The organism is Cellulomonas iranensis NBRC 101100 = JCM 18110, from assembly GCF_001552375.1.
Classification (GTDB): Bacteria; Actinomycetota; Actinomycetes; order Actinomycetales; family Cellulomonadaceae; genus Cellulomonas; species Cellulomonas iranensis.
In genome coordinates, this window is sequence record NZ_BCRB01000001.1 from 75,569 (window position 1) to 95,183 (window position 19,615).

The 19,615-nt window shown below is 77.7% G+C and carries 20 protein-coding genes; 8 read left to right on the plus strand and 12 right to left on the minus strand.

Features of this window, described 5'->3' with window-relative positions; translation table 11 throughout:
* The first annotated feature begins 54 nt into the window (after window positions 1-54).
* Both CS2_RS00330 and CS2_RS00335 read left to right on the plus strand, forming a co-directional pair.
* Entirely contained in the window at window positions 55-1,650 is a 1,596-nt protein-coding gene (locus CS2_RS00330) for a PP2C family protein-serine/threonine phosphatase (RefSeq protein WP_070318405.1), read from the plus strand.
* Entirely contained in the window at window positions 1,647-3,572 is a 1,926-nt protein-coding gene (locus tag CS2_RS00335) for a threonine/serine exporter family protein (protein ID WP_070318406.1), read from the plus strand. The genes CS2_RS00330 and CS2_RS00335 overlap by 4 nt, the downstream gene beginning before the upstream one ends.
* Before the next feature lie 6 nt (window positions 3,573-3,578).
* Here CS2_RS00335 and CS2_RS00340 read toward each other — a convergent pair whose 3' ends face one another.
* Genes CS2_RS00340 through CS2_RS00355 form a run of 4 tightly spaced genes read right to left on the minus strand, consistent with a single transcriptional unit; the run spans window position 3,579 to window position 7,458 of the window.
* On the minus strand, window positions 3,579-4,247 hold the full coding sequence (locus CS2_RS00340; protein ID WP_046527971.1) for a hypothetical protein: 669 nt from the start codon (window positions 4,245-4,247) through the stop codon (window positions 3,579-3,581).
* Between the two features lie 40 nt (window positions 4,248-4,287).
* Complete coding sequence (locus tag CS2_RS00345; protein WP_082739557.1) at window positions 4,288-5,196, minus strand: ABC transporter permease; 909 nt, start codon at window positions 5,194-5,196, stop codon at window positions 4,288-4,290.
* Window positions 5,183-6,151 carry an ABC transporter ATP-binding protein gene (locus CS2_RS00350; RefSeq protein WP_201775249.1) on the minus strand — a complete coding sequence of 323 codons (969 nt, stop codon included), beginning with the start codon at window positions 6,149-6,151 and terminating at the stop codon, window positions 5,183-5,185. The genes CS2_RS00345 and CS2_RS00350 overlap by 14 nt, the downstream gene beginning before the upstream one ends.
* Before the next feature lie 47 nt (window positions 6,152-6,198).
* Complete coding sequence (locus CS2_RS00355; RefSeq protein WP_070318407.1) at window positions 6,199-7,458, minus strand: LolA family protein; 1,260 nt, start codon at window positions 7,456-7,458, stop codon at window positions 6,199-6,201.
* 83 nt (window positions 7,459-7,541) lie between these two features.
* On the opposite strand from CS2_RS00355, the gene CS2_RS00360 reads away from it, so the two are divergent.
* The 4 genes from CS2_RS00360 (at window position 7,542) to CS2_RS00375 (ending at window position 11,242) form a co-directional block, all read left to right on the plus strand.
* A complete protein-coding gene (locus tag CS2_RS00360) occupies window positions 7,542-8,201 on the plus strand; it encodes a response regulator transcription factor (RefSeq protein ID WP_070318408.1) in 660 nt (219 codons plus the stop codon).
* Window positions 8,198-9,598 (plus strand): HAMP domain-containing sensor histidine kinase, encoded by a 1,401-nt coding sequence (locus CS2_RS00365; RefSeq protein WP_070318409.1) that lies wholly within the window; start codon window positions 8,198-8,200, stop codon window positions 9,596-9,598. The genes CS2_RS00360 and CS2_RS00365 overlap by 4 nt, the downstream gene beginning before the upstream one ends.
* 67 nt (window positions 9,599-9,665) lie before the next feature.
* Window positions 9,666-10,469, plus strand: coding sequence for an alpha/beta fold hydrolase (locus CS2_RS00370; RefSeq protein ID WP_143320409.1), 804 nt, complete (start codon window positions 9,666-9,668; stop codon window positions 10,467-10,469).
* Window positions 10,466-11,242: an esterase/lipase family protein gene (locus CS2_RS00375; RefSeq protein ID WP_156441927.1), complete on the plus strand. Its 777-nt coding sequence runs from the start codon at window positions 10,466-10,468 to the stop codon at window positions 11,240-11,242. Before CS2_RS00370 ends, CS2_RS00375 begins: the two co-directional genes overlap by 4 nt.
* Window positions 11,243-11,255: 13 nt before the next feature.
* On the opposite strand, the gene CS2_RS00380 is transcribed toward CS2_RS00375, so the two are convergent.
* The 7 genes from CS2_RS00380 to CS2_RS00410 form a co-directional block, all read right to left on the minus strand.
* Window positions 11,256-12,758 carry a DHA2 family efflux MFS transporter permease subunit gene (locus CS2_RS00380; RefSeq protein ID WP_070318410.1) on the minus strand — a complete coding sequence of 501 codons (1,503 nt, stop codon included), beginning with the start codon at window positions 12,756-12,758 and terminating at the stop codon, window positions 11,256-11,258.
* A gap of 294 nt (window positions 12,759-13,052) precedes the next feature.
* Complete coding sequence (mtnN, locus tag CS2_RS00385; RefSeq protein WP_046530412.1) at window positions 13,053-13,787, minus strand: 5'-methylthioadenosine/S-adenosylhomocysteine nucleosidase; 735 nt, start codon at window positions 13,785-13,787, stop codon at window positions 13,053-13,055.
* Complete coding sequence (locus tag CS2_RS00390) at window positions 13,784-14,236, minus strand: S-ribosylhomocysteine lyase (protein WP_046527977.1); 453 nt, start codon at window positions 14,234-14,236, stop codon at window positions 13,784-13,786. Before CS2_RS00390 ends, mtnN begins: the two co-directional genes overlap by 4 nt.
* A gap of 77 nt (window positions 14,237-14,313) precedes the next feature.
* On the minus strand, window positions 14,314-15,204 hold the full coding sequence (locus CS2_RS00395) for an NAD(P)H-hydrate dehydratase (RefSeq protein WP_070318411.1): 891 nt from the start codon (window positions 15,202-15,204) through the stop codon (window positions 14,314-14,316).
* Window positions 15,197-15,934 carry a histidine phosphatase family protein gene (locus CS2_RS00400; RefSeq protein ID WP_046527979.1) on the minus strand — a complete coding sequence of 246 codons (738 nt, stop codon included), beginning with the start codon at window positions 15,932-15,934 and terminating at the stop codon, window positions 15,197-15,199. Before CS2_RS00400 ends, CS2_RS00395 begins: the two co-directional genes overlap by 8 nt.
* A complete protein-coding gene (locus tag CS2_RS00405; RefSeq protein WP_070318412.1) occupies window positions 15,931-16,173 on the minus strand; it encodes a hypothetical protein in 243 nt (80 codons plus the stop codon). Before CS2_RS00405 ends, CS2_RS00400 begins: the two co-directional genes overlap by 4 nt.
* Before the next feature lie 123 nt (window positions 16,174-16,296).
* Window positions 16,297-17,247, minus strand: coding sequence for a DNA-3-methyladenine glycosylase family protein (locus CS2_RS00410; protein WP_233421013.1), 951 nt, complete (start codon window positions 17,245-17,247; stop codon window positions 16,297-16,299).
* Between the two features lie 75 nt (window positions 17,248-17,322).
* Here CS2_RS00410 and CS2_RS00415 point away from each other — a divergent pair, with 75 nt between their 5' ends.
* The gene (locus tag CS2_RS00415; RefSeq protein ID WP_206119947.1) at window positions 17,323-17,691 is read left to right on the plus strand and encodes an STAS domain-containing protein; all 369 of its coding nucleotides are present in this window, start codon (window positions 17,323-17,325) and stop codon (window positions 17,689-17,691) included.
* Window positions 17,692-17,695: 4 nt separating this feature from the next.
* On the opposite strand, the gene CS2_RS00420 is transcribed toward CS2_RS00415, so the two are convergent.
* Window positions 17,696-18,070: an RNA-binding S4 domain-containing protein gene (locus CS2_RS00420; RefSeq protein ID WP_046527981.1), complete on the minus strand. Its 375-nt coding sequence runs from the start codon at window positions 18,068-18,070 to the stop codon at window positions 17,696-17,698.
* A gap of 238 nt (window positions 18,071-18,308) precedes the next feature.
* Here CS2_RS00420 and CS2_RS00425 point away from each other — a divergent pair, with 238 nt between their 5' ends.
* On the plus strand, window positions 18,309-19,517 hold the full coding sequence (locus CS2_RS00425; protein ID WP_082739561.1) for a cellulose binding domain-containing protein: 1,209 nt from the start codon (window positions 18,309-18,311) through the stop codon (window positions 19,515-19,517).
* Window positions 19,518-19,615 lie beyond the last annotated feature (98 nt).

Genomic DNA, 19,615 nt, shown 5'->3' on the forward strand with positions numbered 1-19,615 from the left:
CGGGGATCACGCCCGCCCCGAGGTGCGCCGCGCGCCGCGGGTAACCTCGGACGAATGAGGTCGCCCTGGTTCCTGCGCGCGACGGCGCGCGGCGCCATGGGGGCCGCCGTCCGGTCCGTCGACTGGGCGGCGACGCCGCTGGGCCCGCCCGCCGCGTGGCCGCTGCCGCTGCGCGCCGCGGTCGAGCTGTGCCTCGGCACCGAGTTCCCCGTGCTCGTCACGTGGGGCCCCGAGCTCACGATGATCTACAACGACGGCTACCGCGAGATGCTCGGCACCGACAAGCACCCGGGCGCGCTCGGCTCGCCCCTGGCCGCCGTGTGGGCCGAGGTCTGGGACGCGATCGAGCCCTCGGTGCGCGAGGTCGAGGCCGGGCGGCCCACGTGGGTCGTCGACCAGCGCCTCGTCATGCACCGCTCGGGGTTCGACGAGGAGACGTTCTTCACGTACTCCTACAGCCCGCTGCTCGACGTCGACGGGCAGGTGCGCGGGCTGCTCGACATCGCGACCGAGAGCACCGCGCAGGTCGTCGAGCGGCGCCGCGTGGGGCAGCTGTCGCTGCTGCAGTCGCGCCTCCAGGCGGCCGGGCCCGACGTCGGGGCCGTGGTCGCGGCGGCCGCCGCGACGCTCGCCGACGGGCCGGACCTCACGCTCGTCGGCGCCGCGCTGGGCCCGCGCGGCGGGCTGCGGTGGGTGCACGGGCCGGCCGACGACGTCGACGCCGCGCTCGTCGAGCGCGCCGCGCGGACCGCCACCGTGCAGCAGGCCGGCCGCCTGCTCGTCGTGCCGCTCCCGCTCGTCGCGATCGACGACCGCGAGGGCCTGCTCGCCCTGCGCGCGGGCGCGCTGCGCCCCGTCGACGACCAGCTGCGCACGTTCGCGCGGCTCGTCGCCGACGCCGTCGCGGGGGCCCTCACCGGCGCGCTGCGGCACGAGCGCGAGGTCGGCATGCTGGAACGCGTGTCCGACGTCCTGCAGAGAGCGATGCTCGAACCACCCGTCGACCGCCCGGGCGTCGCGACCCGCTACGTGCCGGCCACGCGCGGCCTCGCGGTCGGCGGCGACTGGTACGACGTCGCGGACCTGCCGGGCGGGCGCGCCGGGATCGTCGTGGGCGACCTCGTGGGGCACGGCCTGGAGTCCGCGTCGCGCATGGGTCAGCTCCGCAGCGCCGCGCGCGCCCTGCTGCTGCGGACCGACGCACCGGCGCCGGCGGTCGACGGCCTCGACGCGTTCGCGCGCACGCTGCCCGGCGCCGAGTACGCGACCGTGCACTGCGGCGTCCTCGACCCGGCGGCGGGCACCTACACGTACACCAGCGCGGGCCACCCGCCGGCCGCGGTGCTGCGCACCGACGGCACCGTCACGTGGCTGACCGGTGCGCGCGGCACGCCGCTGACGGTCGCTCGGGAGCCGCGCCCGCACGACGTGGTCGCGGTCGCCGCCGGCGACGTCGTCGTGCTGTGCACCGACGGCCTGCTCGAGCGCCGGGGGTCCGACCTGCGCTCGCGGCTCGCGGCGCTCGAGCGCCTGCTCGTCGGCCTGGTCGGCGCCGACCCCGACGCGATCGCCGACGGCGTCCTGGCCGGGATGACCCCCGAGGGCTCGCTCGACGACACGGCCGTCGTCGTGCACCGGGTCGAGGGATGAACGTGCCCGCCGTCCTCGTCGTGCCCGCGTCCGCCGCCGTGCCGGACGCGCCCGCGCCCGACGCCCCGGTGGTCGACCCCGGGCAGGGCGTCGTCGGTCCCGAACCCGGTGCGACGGACGCGCCGGCCCCGAGCCCGACCCCGACCGACGGCGCCACGCCCGCACCGACCCCGACCCCGGGTGCGACGCCCGCACCGACGCCGACCGACGCGACGCCGGGGCCGACGCCCGAGCCGACCCCCTCCGACGAGGCCACGACCACGCCCGAACCGACCTCGACGCCCGGGCCGTCGCCGACCGTCGCGACGCCCGACCCCACGCCGACGACCACGTCGACCGTGCATGTGCCCGTGTGGCCCTCGCAGCCGGCCGTCGCCGAGTCGACCGTGCCGTGGGCGGTGGTGCTCGGCGCGCTGCTCGTGCTCGTCGGCGCCGCCGTGGGGCTGTGGTGGTGGTGGCGCCGCGTCGGGGCGCCGGCCGCCGCCGCGCGCGCGGGCGCCGCCCCGGTGGACGGTGCGCCGACCGCCGCCACGTCGCCGGCGGTCGCGACGCCCGCCGGCGACGCCGCGACGACCCTCGTGCTGCCACCCGTGACCGACGCGCCGACCGCGGACGGCGCCGTGCCCGCCGTGCCGGACGCAGCCGTGACCGACGCCGCCGCGACGGCCGACCCGCTCACCGCGCGCGGCGACGAGGCCGTGCGGTTCCTCGTGCGGCTCGGCGAGGCGATGGTCGACGCCGGCGCGCCGATCGTCCAGGTCAACACGACGCTGCAGCGCGTCGCTGCCGTCAACGGGCTGCCCGAGGCGTCGGTCGTCACGTTCCCGACCGCGGTGATGGTCTCGGTGCCCGGGCACGGCACGGTGCAGACGGCGGTGTCGAGCGCGGGCAGTCGCGTGCTGCGCCTCGACCAGGTGGGCGACGTCCTCGACCTCGCGCACGCCGCCGAGCGCGGTGACGTCACCCCTCGGGCGGGCCTCGACGCGCTCGCGGCGGTGGTGCTGTCGCAGCCGACGTCGACCGTGCCGCGCCGCGCCGCCGGCTACGTCGCGATGGCCGCGGGCCTCGCGCTCGTGCTCGGCGGCGGCGGCCTCGACGTGCTCGTCGCGGCCGTGCTCGGCGGCGGGGTCGCGCTGCTGACGACCGCGACCCGGCGCGTGCCCGCCCTCTACCAGGGTCTGCTCGTGGGCCTGTGCGCGTTCGCGGTCGCCCTGCCGGTGCTGCTGCTGGTGCGCACCGGCTGGTCGGTGGGCCTCCTCGCGCCGCTCGTCGCGCCGCTCGTGACGTTCCTGCCCGGTGCGCTGCTGACCACCGGTGTCATCGACCTCGCGACCCGGCAGATGATCGCGGGGTCCGCGCGGCTCGCCGCCGGTGTCATGCAGCTCGTGCTGCTCGCGCTCGGCATCACGGTCGCCGCGGGGCTCGTCGGCGTCCCCGCGGCCGAGGTCGGGTCGGCCAGCAGCCAGCCGCTCGGGTGGGCGGCGCCGTGGGTGGGCGTGCTCGTCTACGCGGTCGGCGTGGTGCTGCACAACGACGCGCACCGCGGCACGCTGCCGTGGATCACGCTCGTGCTGCTCGTCGCGTACGCCGGTCAGGTGCTCGGCGGCGTGCTGTTCGGCGCCGTCGTCTCGTCGTTCGTCGGCGCGCTCGCGATGACGCCCGTCGCGATGCTCGCGGCCACGCGCCGCGAGGGCCCGCCGTTCCTCGTGACGTTCCTGCCCGGGTTCTGGGTGCTCGTGCCCGGTGCGCTCGGCCTGGTCGGCGTGACGTCCGTGCTCGGGCACTCGACCGACCAGGCGGTCACGACGATCGTCACCACCGGGGTGTCGATGGTCGCGATCAGCCTCGGCGTGCTCGCGGGCCTCGCGCTCGGCGCGGGCCTGCAGCGCCGGCTCGCGCCCGACGCGCCCCGCATCGTCTGACCCGCGTCACTCGTCGCGGCGCACGACCGCCGCGGCGCGCGCCGCGAGCAGCCCGCCGACGCCCGTCCGACCCGCGCGCAGTCGCGTGAACGCGTCCGCGTCCGGGCCGCCGGGCACGCGCCGCGGCAGCGAGTCGACCGCGACCAGCCACTGCGGCCACCCCAGCAGACGGCACACCGCCATGAGCCGCTCCGACTCGGCGTCGGACTCGCCGCGCTCGTCCGACAGCAGCGTCGTGAGCTCGTCACCCGCGTCCGGGCGCCCGGCGAGCGCCGCGAGCGTGCGCGCCCCGTGCGCGCCCTGCGGGCCGAACGCGTCCTCGTCGTCGGGGAACGCGAGGTGCGCGTCCGACAGGTACGTCACGACCTCGGCGCCGTCGTCGTGCGCCCACACCTGCAGCAGCAGGTCGCGCGCCACGACCACCGTGACGACGACGGCGTGCAGGTCGCCCGACACGAGCTCGCCGACGTCGGGCAGGTAGCGCCGCCGCGCCGCGACGTGACCGCGCGGGCGGTCGGCGACCGCGACGACCCAGCCGTCCTGCGCCGGCCCGACCCACCCGGAGAAGCGCTCGCGCACCAGCACGCGCAGCACGTCGTCACGCGTGGCCCGCACCAGCAGCAGGCCGTAGGTGAGGCCGTCGGGGCGGTAGGTCTCGTCGTCGTGCTCGCTCACACCGGTGAGTGTGGCACCGTCCGGCGCCGGTGCGCGCCGGTCAGGACGTGACGTCGGCCGTCGTGAACCGGGCCCACGCGAGCGCGCCGAACACCACGACCCAGCCCGCCTGCACCGCCAGGCCCTGCGCGAGGACGTCCGCCGACGGCACGACGCGCAGCATCTCGGCGAAGTCGAACCAGTGGTGCGTGAGCAGCGCGGGGTGGATCGCGGCGAGCTGCGGCAGCTGGTCGAGCACGCTCGACACCACCGCGACCACGACGGTCGCGGCCATCGCCCCGATCGGCACCTCGGTGAGCGTCGAGAAGAACAGCCCCACCGCGACCAGCCCCGTCATCGACAGGCCGACGTACGCCACGACGCCCGCGACGCGCAGCACGCCGTCCGCGAGCGGGACGGTGGATCCCGACAGCAGCGTGAGGTCACCCACCCCGAACAGCGCCGCGCCGACCACGAGCCCCACCACGGCGATCGCGAGGACCGCGGCCGCGGCGAACACGAGCGCGCCGAGCGCCTTGACCGCGAGCAGCCGGCCGCGCCCGACCGGGACCACGAGCAGGTACCGCAGCGTGCCGGCCGACGCCTCGCCCGCGATCGCGTCGCCCGACGCGATGCCGATGGTCAGCGGCAGCAGGAACGGCGTGCACAGGAACAGCGACGCGACGACGAGGAACAGCCCGTTGCCCGTCACGCGGGACACGAAGGGCGGTCCCTGCCCGGCGAGCGCGGTGTCCTGCGCGAGGTACAGCACGACCCCGAGCAGCAGCGGCACGAGCGCGAGGCCCACGAGCAGCACGAGGTTGCGGCGGCGGCCCAGCACGAGCGCGAGCTCGGCGCGCACGAGGCGCGCGAGCGCGCCGCGGTGGCGCACGGGTACGTCGGCGCCCGGCGCGGGCACGGCGGCGGCCCCCGCGGGCGTGGCAGGTGCCGTGGTGTCAGCGGGCGACATCGAAGCCCTCCCCGGTGAGCTCGACGAACACGTCCTCGAGCGAGGGTCGACGCACGTCGAGACCCACGACCGGGACGTCGGCGCGCACGAGCGCGGCCGTGACGTCCTGCGGTGCCGGACCCGTGTCGTCGCGCACCGCCGCCCACACGGTCACGGTCCCGTCGGCGACCGCGCGGTCGGCGGTGACGTCGTCCAGCGCGAGCCGGCGCAGCTCGGCCACGGCGGCGTCCGCGCTGGCGGCCGGCGTGCGGACCGCGATCCGCGCGGCGCGCCGCGCGGTCAGCTCGGTGCGCGGGCCCTGCAGCAGCAGGTGCCCGCGGCCCATGATCCCGACGTGCGTGCACACCTGCTCGATCTCGGCCAGCAGGTGCGACGACACGAGCACGGTCGTGCCGGCGTCCGCGAGCTCGCGCACCAGGTGCCGCACCTCGCGCGTGCCCTGCGGGTCCAGCCCGTTGGTCGGCTCGTCGAGCACCAGCAGGTCGCGCGGCCGCAGCAGCGCCGCGGCCAGGCCGAGGCGCTGCTTCATGCCGAGCGAGTACTGCCGGTACCGCTTGTCCGCCGCCGCGGTCAGGCCGACGCGCTCGAGCGCGGCCTCGGCCCGTGTGCGCGCCGTCCTCGGGTCGGTCGACGCGTCGACCGCGTCGAGCCGCGCGAGGTTCGCGCGGCCCGACAGGTACGGCTGGAACGCGGGCCCCTCGACCAGCGCCCCCACGCGCGGCAGCACGTGCGCGGCACGCTGCGGCACCGGCTCGCCCAGCAGCTCGACCCGCCCCGACGTGGGCGCGACCAGCCCGAGCAGCATGCGGATCGTCGTCGTCTTGCCCGAGCCGTTGGGCCCCAGGAACCCGTACACGGCGCCGCGCGGCACCGCCAGGTCGATGCCGTCGACCGCGACCTGGCCCGTGCGGAACCGCTTGGTCAGCGCGTGCGTGCGGATGGCGTCGTCGGTCACGGCACCAGCGTGCGGCACGGCCGGCGCCGCGGCGCGCAGCGTGGCCGTCACGCGCCGGCGACCGCGCGCAGCGTGTCCACCGGCACGGCGCCGGCGAGCACGCGGCCGTCGTCGAGCACCAGCACCGACAGCAGCGACGACTGCAGCGCACGCCCGCCCTCGACGGGTGTCGTCAGCTGGTCGTACAGCGTCGCGGTGTCGAGGTCGACCGGCGGGCCGTCGCCCTCGCCCATGAACTGGTCGAAGAGCTGGTTCGCACCCTCGCCGCCGCCGAACGACTTCTCGACGTCGGGCAGCGACGCGACCGCCGACGGGTCGCCCGCGAGCAGGGCCGCGACGTCGACGTCGCTCACCTCGACGACCGCGTCCCAGCCGGTGCCCGTGACGGTCACGCCGTCGGGCAGCGGCGCGTCCGCCGGGTCGTCGGGCAGCGTCGACGGCACGTCGCCGTGCGCCGCGAGCGTCGCGTCATCGGGCAGCGGCACCGTGACCTCGCGGACCTGCGCGCCCGGCGGCGTCGTGAACGTCAGCACCGAGTCCGCCGGCGCGGCGAACGTCACGTCCGTGAACCCGACCTCGAGCGCCGGGGTCTGCGCGTCGTCGCTGCTCCACACCTGCACGCGCAGCGGCGTCCACGTCCGGGCGTCGACCGCGACCACGATCCGGCCGACCAGCGTCGTCGTCGAGGTCGGCGTCACGACCACCTGGTAGGCGTCCCGGCCGGCCACCTTCGTGGCGGCGTCGACGCTCACCGTCGCGTCCTGCTGCGCCCGCTCGAGCGCCTGACGTCCCAGCTCGGCGGGCGTCGGCAGGTCCGCCGGCGGGGTCGGCGGGTCGTCGCGCAGCGCCTGCGCACGGGCCGCGTCCTGCGGCGAGAGCGCGTAGTGCACGACCTCGTCGTCCGACGACGAGTACGTCCACGCCTGCGTGCCGTCGGTGACCGCCGAGTACTCCGACGCGGTGCCCAGCAGCGACACGCGCGAGCGCGCCTCGCCGTCGGTCCACACGCGCAGCGTCGTCGACCCGCCCAGCAGGCTCACAGGGTCCGCGCCGCCCACCTGCACGAGCGACAGGTCCGGCAGGCCGAGACGCGCGGTGTGCACGACCGTGCCCGACAGCGCCTGCGGCTCGGCCTCCAGCACGCGCGTCACGAGCTCGTCGGGCTGCACGGTCGGCAGACCGGCAGTGTCGGCGGACGCCAGCAGCGGGGGAGCGGCGAACGCCGCGCCCACGGCGACGACGGCGACGGCGGGCACCGCCCACGCGGCGCGGACGCGGGACCGGGGGGTGACGGGGGTCGTGTCCATGGGACCCACCGTGCGCCCCGGTGCCTGAGCGGAACCTGAGCGGCGTGCCACCCGCGCCCGGACGCGGGTGGGATGCTGCCGGGGTGCGCGTGCTCGTGGTCGACGACGAGGTCGGGCTGGTGCGCGCCCTGCGCCGCGGCCTGACCGCCGAGGGGTTCGCGGTCGACGCCGCGCACGACGGCGAGACGGGCCTGCGGATGGCCGTCGACGGCGAGTACGACGTGCTCGTCGTCGACGTCATGCTGCCGCGGCGCAACGGCTACGACGTCGTCACCGCGCTGCGCGCGCAGGACGTGTGGACGCCCGTGCTCATGCTGTCCGCGAAGGACGGCGAGCACGACGTGGCCGACGGGCTCGACGTCGGCGCCGACGACTACCTCACCAAGCCGTTCTCGTTCGTCGTGCTCGTCGCGCGGCTGCGCGCGCTCGTGCGCCGGCCCGTCGCCCCGCGTCCCGCGGTGCTGCGCGTCGGCGCGCTCGAGCTCGACCCCGCGACGCGCGCCGTCACGCGCGACGGCGCACCGGTCGAGCTCACGGTCCGCGAGACCGCCCTGCTGGAGTACCTGCTGCGGCACGCCGACCGCGTCGTCGGCAAGCTCGAGCTGCTCGACCACGTGTTCGACACGCGGGGCGACGACCCGAACGTCGTCGAGGTGTACGTCGGGTACCTGCGCCGCAAGCTCGGGCGCGACGCCGTCACGACCGTGCGCGGCGCCGGGTACCGCGTCGGCGGGGCCGCGTGAGCCGGGCGCGGGACGCGTGGTGGCGCCGCACGTCGTTGCGCGCGCGCCTCACGCTCGTCGCGACCGCGTCGGTCGCCGTCGTGCTCGTCGTCGGCGCGTTCGCGCTCTCGGGCGTCGTGGGCGTCGCCCGCACCGCCGCCGTCGACACCGCCGTGCGCGAGCGGTCCGCGACGCTCGCCGCCCTCGTCGCCGACGACCGCGTGCCCGACGCGCTGCCCGTCACGCAGCCGGGGGAGGTCGCGCAGCTCCTCGACGCCTCCGGCGCCGTGCTCGCGACCTCGACCACCGCGAGCCGCACCCTGCCGGTCGTCGACGCGGCCACGCTGACGGCGTGGCGCGAGCGCGCGGGCGGCCGCGTGCTCGTCGTCGGCACCGAGGCCAGCGCGTACGACCGGGTCGCGCGCGCGGCCGTGCGCGCCGTCACCTACCGCGGCGAGCCGGCGACGCTCGTCACGACCGTCCCGCTCGCCGACGTCGAGGGCGTGGTGCGCGCGCTGCGCGTCGCGCTGCTGCTGGTCGTGCCCGTGCTCACCGTCGGGTTCGCGCTCGTGCTGCGCGCACTGCTGGGGCGCGTGCTCGCGCCCGTCGAGGACCTGCGGGCCGCGGCCGACCGGGTCGCGCTCGCGGGCGGGCCGGGGTCGCTGCCCGTGCCCGCCGCCGACGACGAGCTCGGCGCGCTGGCCCGCACCCTCAACGCGATGCTCGACCGGCTCGAGACCGCCGCGGCACGCCAGCGCACGTTCGTCGCCGACGCCGCGCACGAGCTGCGCTCACCCGTCGCGGCCGCGCGGGCCGCCGTCGAGGTCGCGGCCGCCCACCCCGAGGCGTACCCGGTCGCCGACCTGGTCGCCGACCTCGCGCCCCAGGTCGCGCGCATGCAGGCCCTGGTCGACGACCTGCTGGTGCTCGCGCGCGTCGGCGCGACACCGGCCGCGCGCGGGCCCGTCGACCTCGCCGAGGTCGCGGCCGAGGCCGCCGCGTCCGTCGTGCCGACCGCCGACGCGCGCGGCGTCGAGGTCACCGTGACCGGTGCCGCGACCGCCCTGGGGGCCGCCGGGCCCACGGCGCGCGCCGTGCGCAACCTCGTCGACAACGCCGCGCGGCACGCGCGCTCCGCCGTCGCCGTGCGGGTCGAGCGGCGCACGGGCGACGCCGGCGTCGACGACGCCGTCCGGGTCGTCGTCGACGACGACGGCCCGGGCGTGCCGCCGGGCGACCGTGAGCGCGTGTTCGAGCGGTTCGTGCGCCTCGACGCGGCGCGCGAGCGCGACGCCGGCGGCACGGGCCTCGGTCTCGCCATCGCCCGCGAGGTCGCGCGCGAGCAGGGCGGCGACGTCACGCTCGACGAGTCGCCGACCGGCGGCCTGCGCGCCGTGCTCACGCTGCCCGCCGGCTGACGCCGTGCGACGATCCTGCTGGTCCGCGCGCCGCGCGGGCGCAGCAGGACCACCGGGGAGGGTGCACGTGCCGCAGACGGTCCGGGCCTCGCAGGCGCCGAACGGGCTCAACGTGCGCATCGACCGCGTGCGGATCGGCGGCCTCGCGCTGCGCACGTGGACGACGTGGATCCAGGAGACCGACGACGTGCCCGTCGCCGACCGGCGCGACATCGTGCTCGTGCACGGCCTGGGCGTCAGCTCGGAGTACTTCGAGCGGCTCGCGGTGCACCTCGGCCGCGTCGGGGCCGTGCACCTGCTGGACCTGCCCGGGTTCGCCGGCGTCCCGCGGCCCGACCGCCACCTCGAGATCGACGACTTCGCGCGGCTCATCGCGCGGTGGGTCGAGCACGTCGGCCTCGAGCGGCCCACGTTCCTCGGGCACTCGATGGGCTCGCAGATCGTCACCGAGGTCCTCGCGAGCCACCCGGGGATCGCGTCGCACGCCGTGCTGATCGGTCCGCCGGTCAACGCGCAGGAGCGCTCCGTCCCGCGGCAGGCGCTGCGGCTGCTGCAGAGCTCGGTGCACGAGTCGCCGCGCACGCGCGGCATCGCCCTGCGCGGGTACGTCGAGTGCGGGCCGCACTGGTTCGCGCAGGTGCTGCCGCGCATGCTGCGCTACCCGATCGAGGACCGGCTCCCGGCGGTCGACGTGCCCGTGCTCGTCGTGCGCGGCGAGCACGACCACGTGGCGCCGCGCGCGTGGGCGCAGCTGCTCGCCGACGCCGCGCCCGACGGCCGCTGGGTCGAGATCGCCGGGGCGTCGCACGCCGTGATCTACGAGCACAGCCGCCAGGTCGGCGACCTCGTGCTGGAGCACGTGCGGCGATGAGCACGACGCCGGGCGGGCCGAGGGCCCTGGGGCGACGCGTGGCGACCGCGCGGCACCGCGCGCGTCAGGGGGTCGCGTGGGCCCGGGACTACGCGTGGATCGTCGGCGCGCAGCTGCGGGCGCTGCGGCCGGTGCGGGCCGACGCGTGGGCCGCGGGGGACCGGGCGCCCGTGCTGCTGCTGCCGGGCATCTACGAGCGCTGGCCGGTCATGGCGGACCTCGCGCGTGCGCTGCTCGCGGCGGGTCACCCGGTGCACGTCGTGCCCGGCCTCGGGCTCAACGGCCGCCCGCTCGCGGCGTCGGCGCGCGTCGTCGCGGCGCGCGTCGAGGAGCTCGGTCTGCGCGGCGTCGTGCTGGTCGCGCACTCCAAGGGCGGGCTGATCGGCAAGCTCGTGATGGGCGACCCGGACGCCGGGCGGCGCGTCGCGGGGCTCGTCGCCGTGAACACGCCGTTCGCCGGGTCGGTCTACGCGCGGTGGTTCCCGGTGCGGTCGGTGCGTGCGCTGTCGCCGCGCGACCCGCACGTGCGGGCGATCGCGCGCGAGGTCGCCACGCACGCCCGGACCTGGTCGCTGTACGCCCGGTTCGACCCGCACGTGCCGGCGGGCGGCGAGCTGCCCGGCGCCGTCAACGTGCGGCTGCCGCTCGACGGCCACTTCCGCCCGCTGGGCGACCCCCGCCTGCACGCGGCCGTGCTCGACGCCGTCGCCCACCTGGCCGGGACCGCACCCGGGCCGGACGCCGCCCGCGACGCCCGGCCCGCGGCGGGGTGATCGGTCCGTCGGCTCAGTGGTGGGCCGGTGCGGCGGTGCCCGCAGGGGCCGGGCGCACGGCGAACGCCGCGGCGATCGCGGGGAGGGTCAGCAGCGCACCGCCGAGGAACGCCGCGTGCACGCCGCCGGCGGTCGCGGCGGCGGTGGACGCGCCGCCCGCCGCCAGCCCCGCGGCCGTGGCCGAGAGCACCGTGACGAAGAGCGCGGTACCGGCCGCACCGGCGACCTGCTGGACGGTGCCGATCACGGCGCTGCCGTGCGAGTACCGCTCGGGCACGACCGACCCCAGCGCCGACGTGAACAGCGGCGTGAAGACCAGCGCGAGGCCCGCCGACATGGTCAGGTGCGCCACGACGACCATCCACGGCGCGCTGCCCTCGCCGAGCAGCAGCGCCATGCCCCACGTGGCCGTGCTCACCAGGATCGTGCCGGGCACGAGCAGCGGGCGCGGGCCGACCTTGTCGTAGGCGCGGCCCACGAGCGGCGCGAGCAGACCCATGAGCAGACCGCCCGGCAGCAGCATGAGGCCCGTGCGCAGCGTGTCGAGCCCCAGCACGTCCTGCGCGTAGATCGGCAGCATGATGATGACGCCGAACAGCGCCATCATCATGACGGCCATCATCGCGACGCCCACCGCGAAAGTCCGCGAGCGGAACGTGCGCAGGTCGAGCAGCGCCGCGTCGGTGCGCTGCAACCAGACCTGCCGCGCGACGAACAGCGTGAGGCCGGCCGCGCCCGCGAGCAGCGTGGCGGCCGTCACGACGCGCGACCCGCCGTGCGCGGCCTCCCCGACGCTCGACAGCCCGAACACGAGCCCGCCGAACGCGACCGCGGACAGCAGCACCGACAGCACGTCGACGCGCGCCTGGCGCGGCTCGGTGACGTTCGGCAGGCGCAGCGCGCCCAGCACGAGCGCGACCGCGGCGATGGGCAGCACGAGCCCGAACATCCACCGCCACGACAGCACCGACAGGATCAGACCCGAGATCGTCGGCCCGAGCGCGGGGGCGACCGAGATGACGATCGAGATGTTGCCCATCGTGCGGCCGCGCGACGCCGGCGGCGTCACGGTCATCACGGTGGTCATGAGCAGCGGCAGCATGACCGCGGTGCCCATGGCCTGCACGACGCGGCCCGCGAGCAGCACCGGGAACCCGGGCGCGAGCGCGCAGATCAGCGTGCCGAGACCGAACAGGCTCATGGCCGTGAGGAACGCGCCACGGGTCGTGGTGCGCTGCAGGAAGAAGCCGGTCACGGGGATGACGACGGCCATGGTCAGCAGGAACGCGGTCGTCAGCCACTGCGCGGTGCTCGCGGTGACGTCGAGGTCGTGCATGAGGCGCGGCAGCGCGACGCCCATGATCGTCTCGTTGAGGATCACGACGAACGTCGAGACCAGGAGCAGCGCGATCGCGAGCCGGTCGCGCGCGGAGAGCGTGGTGGGGGCCTCGACGGCGTCGGAGGTCCGGGCGGACGGCTCGACGACGGTCGTCGGCTGGTCGGTGCGGTCGGTCACGGGGGTCGCCTGTCGCGTCGGGCCCCGGGGCGGGGCGTGCGGGTCCGAGGGGCCGTCGGGGCCGGGTGGGGGTCGCGGGCGTCGTCACCGCGCGCCGCCAGTCTGTGACGCCAACCCGTGCCGGGTCGACGTCATTCCCTGCAGACCGGTGCCGCGCGGCGAACTCGTCGGGCGGCACGGCGGCGTCACGACGCGGACGAGCCGCGCGGCAGGGCGACGCGCGCACCGATGCCGGACGCGCCGACGGGTCCGGTGCGCGTCGGCGCCGGACCCGTCGTGCAGCGCGGGGTGCGCTCAGGCGTCGGCGAGGACGCCGTCGAGCAGCCCCAGGACGATCGTCGCGGACCGCTCCGCCGCGTCGTCGACGTGCGCCGAGAAGTCGACGCCCGCGATCGGGCCGCACAGGTCGGAGATGCCGCGCACCGACACGAACGGCACGCCCGCGAGGTGCGCGGTGTGCGCGAGCGCGGCCGACTCCATGTCGCACGCGAGCGCACCCGGGAACGCCTCGCGCATGCCGACGACGCGCTCGGCGTCGACGAACACGTCGCTCGACAGGATCGTGCCGGTCCGGACCGTGAGCCCGCCCGCGTCGACGCCCGCGACCGCGGCGAGCAGCGCCGGGTCGGCGTCGTACCGCGCGGGCATGCGCGGCACCTGCCCGAGCTCGTACCCGAACACGCGCGCGTCGGCCGCGCCGTACACGGTGTCGGCGCCGACGACGACGTCGCCGACGCGCACGTCGAGGCCCATGCCGCCGGCCGAGCCCGCGCTCAGCACCGCGCGGGCCCCCGATCCGTGCAGCGCGAGCGCGGCAGCGGTCGCGGCGTTGACGAGCCCGATGCCGCAGGTCACGAGCAGCACGCGCGGGCCGCCGAGGTCGAGCACGCGGCGCGCGGCACCCGCGACGTCGACCTCGTCGCCGACGGCGGTCGCCCGGTCGAGGAACGGCGACGCCTCGACGCCCATGGCCGTGACGACGACCGCGTCGACCCGCACGCCGGGTGCGGCGGACAGGTCGGTGCTCACGCGGTGACCGTGGCCCACGCGTCGCGCTGCGCGAGGAACGCGCGCGCGGCGTCCTGCGCACCGGTCAGCGTGTGGTTCGCGCCCCAGCCGCACTGCACCTCGTTGGCCGCGGGGACCTCGGTCGCGTCGAGCACGTCCGTGAGCGTCGCGGCGACCAGCTCGGCGACCTCCTCGGTGCTCCAGCGACCCTCGAGCATGAGGTAGAAGCCCGTCTGGCAGCCCATGGGGGAGAAGTCGAGCACGCGGTCGGAGTGGTTCCGCGAGTGCTCGGCGAACAGGTGCTCGAGCGAGTGCACGGCCGGCATCTCGAGGTGCGCGACGTTGGGCTGCGTGAAGCGCACGTCGAACTTGGAGATGACGTCCCCGTGCGGCAGCTGCTTGAGGTCCGCGAGCCGGAGGTACGGCGCGGCGACGGTCCGGTGGTCGAGGTTGAACGACTCGACGTTCATGCGAGGTGTGTCCACGGCACCAGTCTGCGCCATCGGGGGCCGGTCGCGCCGGGGCGTCCGGGGCGACCGGGCCGGGGTCAGCGGGAGCGCAGCTCGACCAGCACGCGCGGCAGCTCGTCGAGCAGCTCGCGGGCCAGGTAGCCGAGGGGTCCGACGGCGGCCGCGAGGCGGTCGCCCGCGAGCCCGTGCGCCTCGACGCCGAAGCACGCGGCCTGCGCCGGGTCGGCGCCGCGCGCGAGCAGCCCGGCGACGGCGCCCGCGAGCACGTCGCCGCTGCCGGACGTGCCGAGGCCCGAGTGCCCGGTCGACGAGCGCCAGCGCCGGCCCCCGGGCTCGGCGACGACGCCCGCGCACACCACGACCGTGCCGTAGGCGTCGGCCAGCCGGGCCGCGACGGGCTCGTCGCCGTCGTCGTGCCCCTCGTCGGGCGCCGCGTCGGACGACCCGAGCAGGTAGGCGGCCTCGGTGGAGTTCGGCGTCAGCACGGCCCGCCCGCGCACGGCCTCGCGCACGTCCGACGCGTCGCGCAGCACGCCGAGCGCGAACGCGTCGAGCACGAGCGGCGTCGTCGCGGGGGCGTGGGCGAGCACGGCGCGCAGCAGCGCGAGCGTCCCGGCCGGCGCGTCCAGCCCGGGGCCGACCACGACGACGTCGGCGCGCGCGAGCTCGGCGTCCAGGACGCCGTCGCCGGGCCCGGCGACGGCGCCGTCGGGGCGCTCGGGCAGTCCGAGCACGCCGGCCTCGGGCACCGCGACCGCGAGCGGCCCTGCGACCGACTCCGCGACGGCCAGGGACAGCCGCCCCGCGCCGACCCGCAGGGCCGCGAGCCCCGCGAGCAGGACGGCGCCCGGCGTGCCGCGCGCACCGCCGAGCACGAGCACGCCGCCGCGCGCGTCCTTGCCACCGGTCGGCTCCGGCAGCGGGTGCTCCCGCAGCAGCGTGGGGCTCAGGACGGCGGTGTCACCCATGCGTGTCCTCCGTGCCCTCGTGCTCGGTGATCGGCGCGTCGAGCTCGGCCAGGTGCGCGACGTCGTCGAACGCCGCGAGCCGCCACGCGCCGTCGACCCGGTCGAGACGCGTGACGGACGCGTTGTGCACGCTGCTGCCGCGCACGATCGTCATGAGCTCGTCCTCGGTGAGCTCCTCGAGCACGTAGCGCAGCAGCATCACGACCGCGTCGTGCACGACGACGAGCACGCGCCGGCCGGCGTCCCGCTCCTGCAGGTCGCGCAGCGCCGCGCGCAGCCGCAGCGCGACGTCGGCCCACGACTCGCCGCCGGGCGGGCGGTGGTACATCTTGCCGAGGTGCCGGCGGCGCTCGGCCTCGGCCGGGTGGTGCTCGAGCACGCCGCGCCACGTGAGGCGGTCGAGCACGCCCAGCTCGCGGTCGCGCAGCCGCTCGTCGAGACGCACCGGCAGGTCGAGGCCGGCGGTCTCGAGCGCGATCCGCGCGGTCTGCTGCGTGCGCACGTACGGCGAGCACCACACGACCTCGGGCACCTCGCCGGCCGGGAGGTCCGCGAGCCACGCGCCGAGCGCCTTCGCCTGCTCACGGCCGCGCTCCGACAGCGGCGTGTCGGCGTCCCGCGTCGCGACGTCGACGACGAGGGCCTGCGTGCGCTCGGCGTGCGTGGCCGCGACGTTGCCGACGCTCTCGCCGTGACGCACGAGCACGAGGCTCGCGGGGGCGGGCGTCACCGGCGGTCGCGCTCCTCGAGCGCCGGCAGGATCGTCGTCGGGATCGCGAACGCGAGGCCGAAGGCCAGGATGCCCGCGGTCGCCACGAGCGCGCCGGTGGTGCCGTCGCTGCTGCTGAAGCCGATGGTGAGCAGCGCGAACGCGCCGACGAACAGCACGAGGCACAGCACGCCGCTCAGGGCGCGCGTGGGCGCCTCGGGGGCCGGGTCGGTGCTGCGGGCGCCGGTGTCGTTGCTCATCGGGGTCCTCCTCGAGTGGTGCGACGGTGAGCGGCCAGTATCCCGGCGCGGCGCGGCGGGGGCACGCCCGCGCAGCCCCTCGGCGTGCCGCGCGCCCCGCGACCCGCCCGCCGGCGCGGCCCGTCAGCGCATCGGCAGGGCGCGCCGCCCCCGCGGCCCGTACGCGGGCATGGCGCCGCGGTACGCGACCTCCAGCAGCACGAGCACGCGCTGACGGTGCCCGGCCCACGGCGCGAGCAGGTGCAGCATGCCGGCGTCGTCCGCGCGTCGCCCCGTCAGCGCCCACCCGACGAGGTGCGGGAGGTGGGCGTCCCCGACCTGCACGGCGTCGGGGTCGCCCAGCGCGCGCGACGTGACCTCCGCCGCGGTCCACGGGCCGATGCCGGGCACGGTCTGCAGGCGCCGCCCGAGCTCGGCGGGCGCGAGGTCGGGCGTCAGCCGGTGCGCCACGGCGGCGGCGCGCCGGACCGCGTCGGCGCGGTGCGCGTCGACGCCCGCCTGCCGCCACTCCCACACCGGCAGGGCTCCCCACGCCGCGGGCGGCGGCGCGACGCGCAGGCCCGCCGGCGCGGGCCCGGGAGCAGGGTCGCCGTGCCGCGCGACGAGACGGCGCCACGACGCCTTGGCGTCGGTCCCGACGACGCGCTGCTCGAGGACCGACGTCACGACCGTGGACCACACGTCGCCGCCGCGCGCGAGCCGCAGCGACGCGTGCGTGCGGTGGGCGCGCGCGACCGCGGGGTGCAGGTGCGCCGCGAACCCGGTCGGGTCGTCGAGCAGGCCGAGCAGACCGGGCACGTCGGCGAGCACGTCGGCCGCGCCGGGCCCCCACGCGTCGGCGCGCACGCCGCCCGGGACGCCGGTGAGGCGCAGCGTCGCGGGCCCGGACGCCCGGCGCGTCGCGTGCCAGACGGCGCCGTCGACGGTGGCCCACGTGGGGTCGCCCGCGCCGCGGCGCAGGCGACCGACCGTGCGTCGCGGGTCGACGTGCCCCGGGCACGCGACGACCGTACCGACGTCGCCGGTCGCGTGCGGGGCGCGCGGCGGTGCGGTCACGGGGTGGGCGGCGGTCACACCTCCAGGATGCACCCGGGCGCCGACGCGCCCGTTCGGCGTGCCGCGCCCGGTGACGCGCGGCACACTCGGCGCGTGACGACGGGACCGGGCGTGCGCGACGGCGGGCTCGCCGTGCGCCGCGAGGGCGCGGTGCTGCGCGTCGTGCTCGACGGCGCGGTGGACCTGGCGGTGCGCGAGCGGGACACGCCGCCGCTGTGGGCGGCGCTCGCGGAGCCCGACGTCACGGGCGTCGAGGTCGACGCGGGCGCCGTGACGTTCCTCGACTCCAGCGGCCTGTCGGTGCTCGTGCGCCTCGCGCGGGACGCCGACGAGCGCGGCGTCCCGCTGCGGCTGACGGCGGTGAGCCCGCGCGTCGCGGACCTGCTCGACGCGACCGGTGTGCGCGACTGGATCGCGGGCCTCGGGGCGGGTCCCGGCCCGACGGGCGACGCGGCGCGCTGACGCGTCAGCGGCCCCGCAGCCGCTCGATCGCCCGGCGGTCGCGCTTGGTGGGCCGGCCCGCGCCGCGGTCGCGCTGCGCCGCGACCGCGACCTGGGTGCGCGGCACGGGGGCGGGGGAGCGGTCGAGGTAGGAGGCCTGCGCGATCTCCGCGGACACGCGCTTGACCAGCAGCCGGTGCACGACGACGAGCCGTTCGCGGCCCGCGCCGCGGATCTGCACCTCGTCGCCCGGGACGACCTGCGTCGCGGGCTTGGCGCGCTCGCCGTTGACGCGCACGTGGCCCGCGCGGCACGCGGCCCCGGCGGCCGAGCGCGTCGGGAACAGCCGCACCGCCCACGCCCAGGCGTCGACGCGGACCCGGCCCTGCGGCTCGGCCACGGTGCACCTCCCGTCCGGCTCCCGACGCCGTGCGCGTCGTCGGGGCCAGCCTGCCACGCGGCGGCGTGCGGGTCGTCGGCGAGCGAGCGCGAGGCCGCGTGACCGCCCGACGGCGACGCGGTCGACGGTGAAACGCTTCGACGGTCCCGCGCGCGGCGGGTCCGCGCGACGCTCGGCCCCGTGGGCGTGCGCCGCCCGCCCGCGCCGCGCGCGGACCCGCGTCGAAGGAGCCGTGAGCATGGCCACCAGCCCTCCGTCCCGCCCCGTCCGTCGTCGGCGGCTCCGCGCGCTCGCGACCGTCGTCGGTCTCGCGCTGCTCGTGCCGGCCGGTGCCGCGACCGCGCCGGGTGCGCTCGCGGCTCCCGGGGCGGCCTCGGTCGCCCCGTCCGTCGCGGCCGACGCCGAGCCCGTCCGCGTCATGGCGCTCGGCGACTCCATCACGGGCTCGCCCGGCTGCTGGCGCGCGCTCCTGCACCGCGACCTCACCGCCGCCGGGCACCGCGTCGACATGGTCGGCACGCTGCCGCCGCAGGGCTGCGGCATCGCGCACGACGGCGACAACGAGGGGCACGGCGGGGCGCTCGTGACGAACGTCGCCGCGTCCGGCGAGGCGGCCGCGTGGTTCGCGGCCACGCGCCCGCAGGTCGTGCTCATGCACTTCGCGACCAACGACGTGTGGAGCGCACGGACGCCGCAGCAGGTCCTCGACGCGTGGACGACGCTCGTGCGGCAGATGCGCGCGGTCGACCCGCACGTCGTGGTCGTGGCCGCGCAGATCATCCCCGTCGCGCCGCCGTCGTGCGCGCAGTGCCCGGCTCGCACCGAGGCGCTCAACGCCGAGGTCCCCGCGTGGGCCGCCGCGACGTCGACGCCGGGCTCGCCCGTGCTGGTCGCCGACCACTGGACCGGCTGGGACCCCGCGCGCGACACGTCGGACGGCGTGCACCCGAACGACGCCGGCACGGTGCGCATGGCCGCGACCTGGCTGCCCGTGGTCGAGCGGGCGCTCGCGCTCGTCGAGGGCACGGCGCCGACGCCCGGCCCGTCGCCCACCGTCACCCCGACGCCGACGCCGACGCCCACCGCGACCCCGACCCCGACGCCGACCTCGACGTCGACGCCCACGTCGACACCCACGCCCACCCCGCCCGCGGGCGCGGCCTGCACGGCCGTCCTCACGGTCACGAGCCGGTGGCCGGGCGGCTTCGTCGCGACCGTGCGCGTGACGAGCAGCGGCACGTCGGCCACGTCCGGCTGGCAGGTCGCGGTGCCGCTGCCGGCGAACCAGGTCGCGCACGCCTGGAGCGCCACCGTGTCGGGCTCGTCGTCGGTCACGTTCGACGCGGTCGCGTGGAACGGCGCGCTCGCACCCGGCGCGGCGGCCGAGCTCGGCTTCCAGGGCACCGGCGAGCCGCCTGTCGGCGCGGTCACCTGCACGGCACGCTGACGCGGGCCTGACGGGTCGCCGCCGTCGACCGTCGTGTCGCAGGTGCCGCGCCCTCGGCCAGGACCCGTCCGCGGCCCGCGCACGCGTCCCGGACGCAC

What these genes read in the sequence shown, in the direction of transcription:
- CS2_RS00355 (WP_070318407.1), bottom strand. Translation starts at nt 7,458, where the DNA reads ATGGACACGACCCCCGTCACCCCCCGGTCCCGCGTCCGCGCCGCGTGG.
- CS2_RS00390 (WP_046527977.1), bottom strand. Translation starts at nt 14,236, where the DNA reads ATGAACGTCGAGTCGTTCAACCTCGACCACCGGACCGTCGCCGCGCCG.
- CS2_RS00425 (WP_082739561.1), top strand. Translation starts at nt 18,309, where the DNA reads ATGGCCACCAGCCCTCCGTCCCGCCCCGTCCGTCGTCGGCGGCTCCGC.
- CS2_RS00405 (WP_070318412.1), bottom strand. Translation starts at nt 16,173, where the DNA reads ATGAGCAACGACACCGGCGCCCGCAGCACCGACCCGGCCCCCGAGGCG.
- CS2_RS00330 (WP_070318405.1), top strand. Translation starts at nt 55, where the DNA reads ATGAGGTCGCCCTGGTTCCTGCGCGCGACGGCGCGCGGCGCCATGGGG.
- CS2_RS00375 (WP_156441927.1), top strand. Translation starts at nt 10,466, where the DNA reads ATGAGCACGACGCCGGGCGGGCCGAGGGCCCTGGGGCGACGCGTGGCG.
- CS2_RS00345 (WP_082739557.1), bottom strand. Translation starts at nt 5,196, where the DNA reads ATGTCGCCCGCTGACACCACGGCACCTGCCACGCCCGCGGGGGCCGCC.
- CS2_RS00395 (WP_070318411.1), bottom strand. Translation starts at nt 15,204, where the DNA reads ATGGGTGACACCGCCGTCCTGAGCCCCACGCTGCTGCGGGAGCACCCG.
- CS2_RS00335 (WP_070318406.1), top strand. Translation starts at nt 1,647, where the DNA reads ATGAACGTGCCCGCCGTCCTCGTCGTGCCCGCGTCCGCCGCCGTGCCG.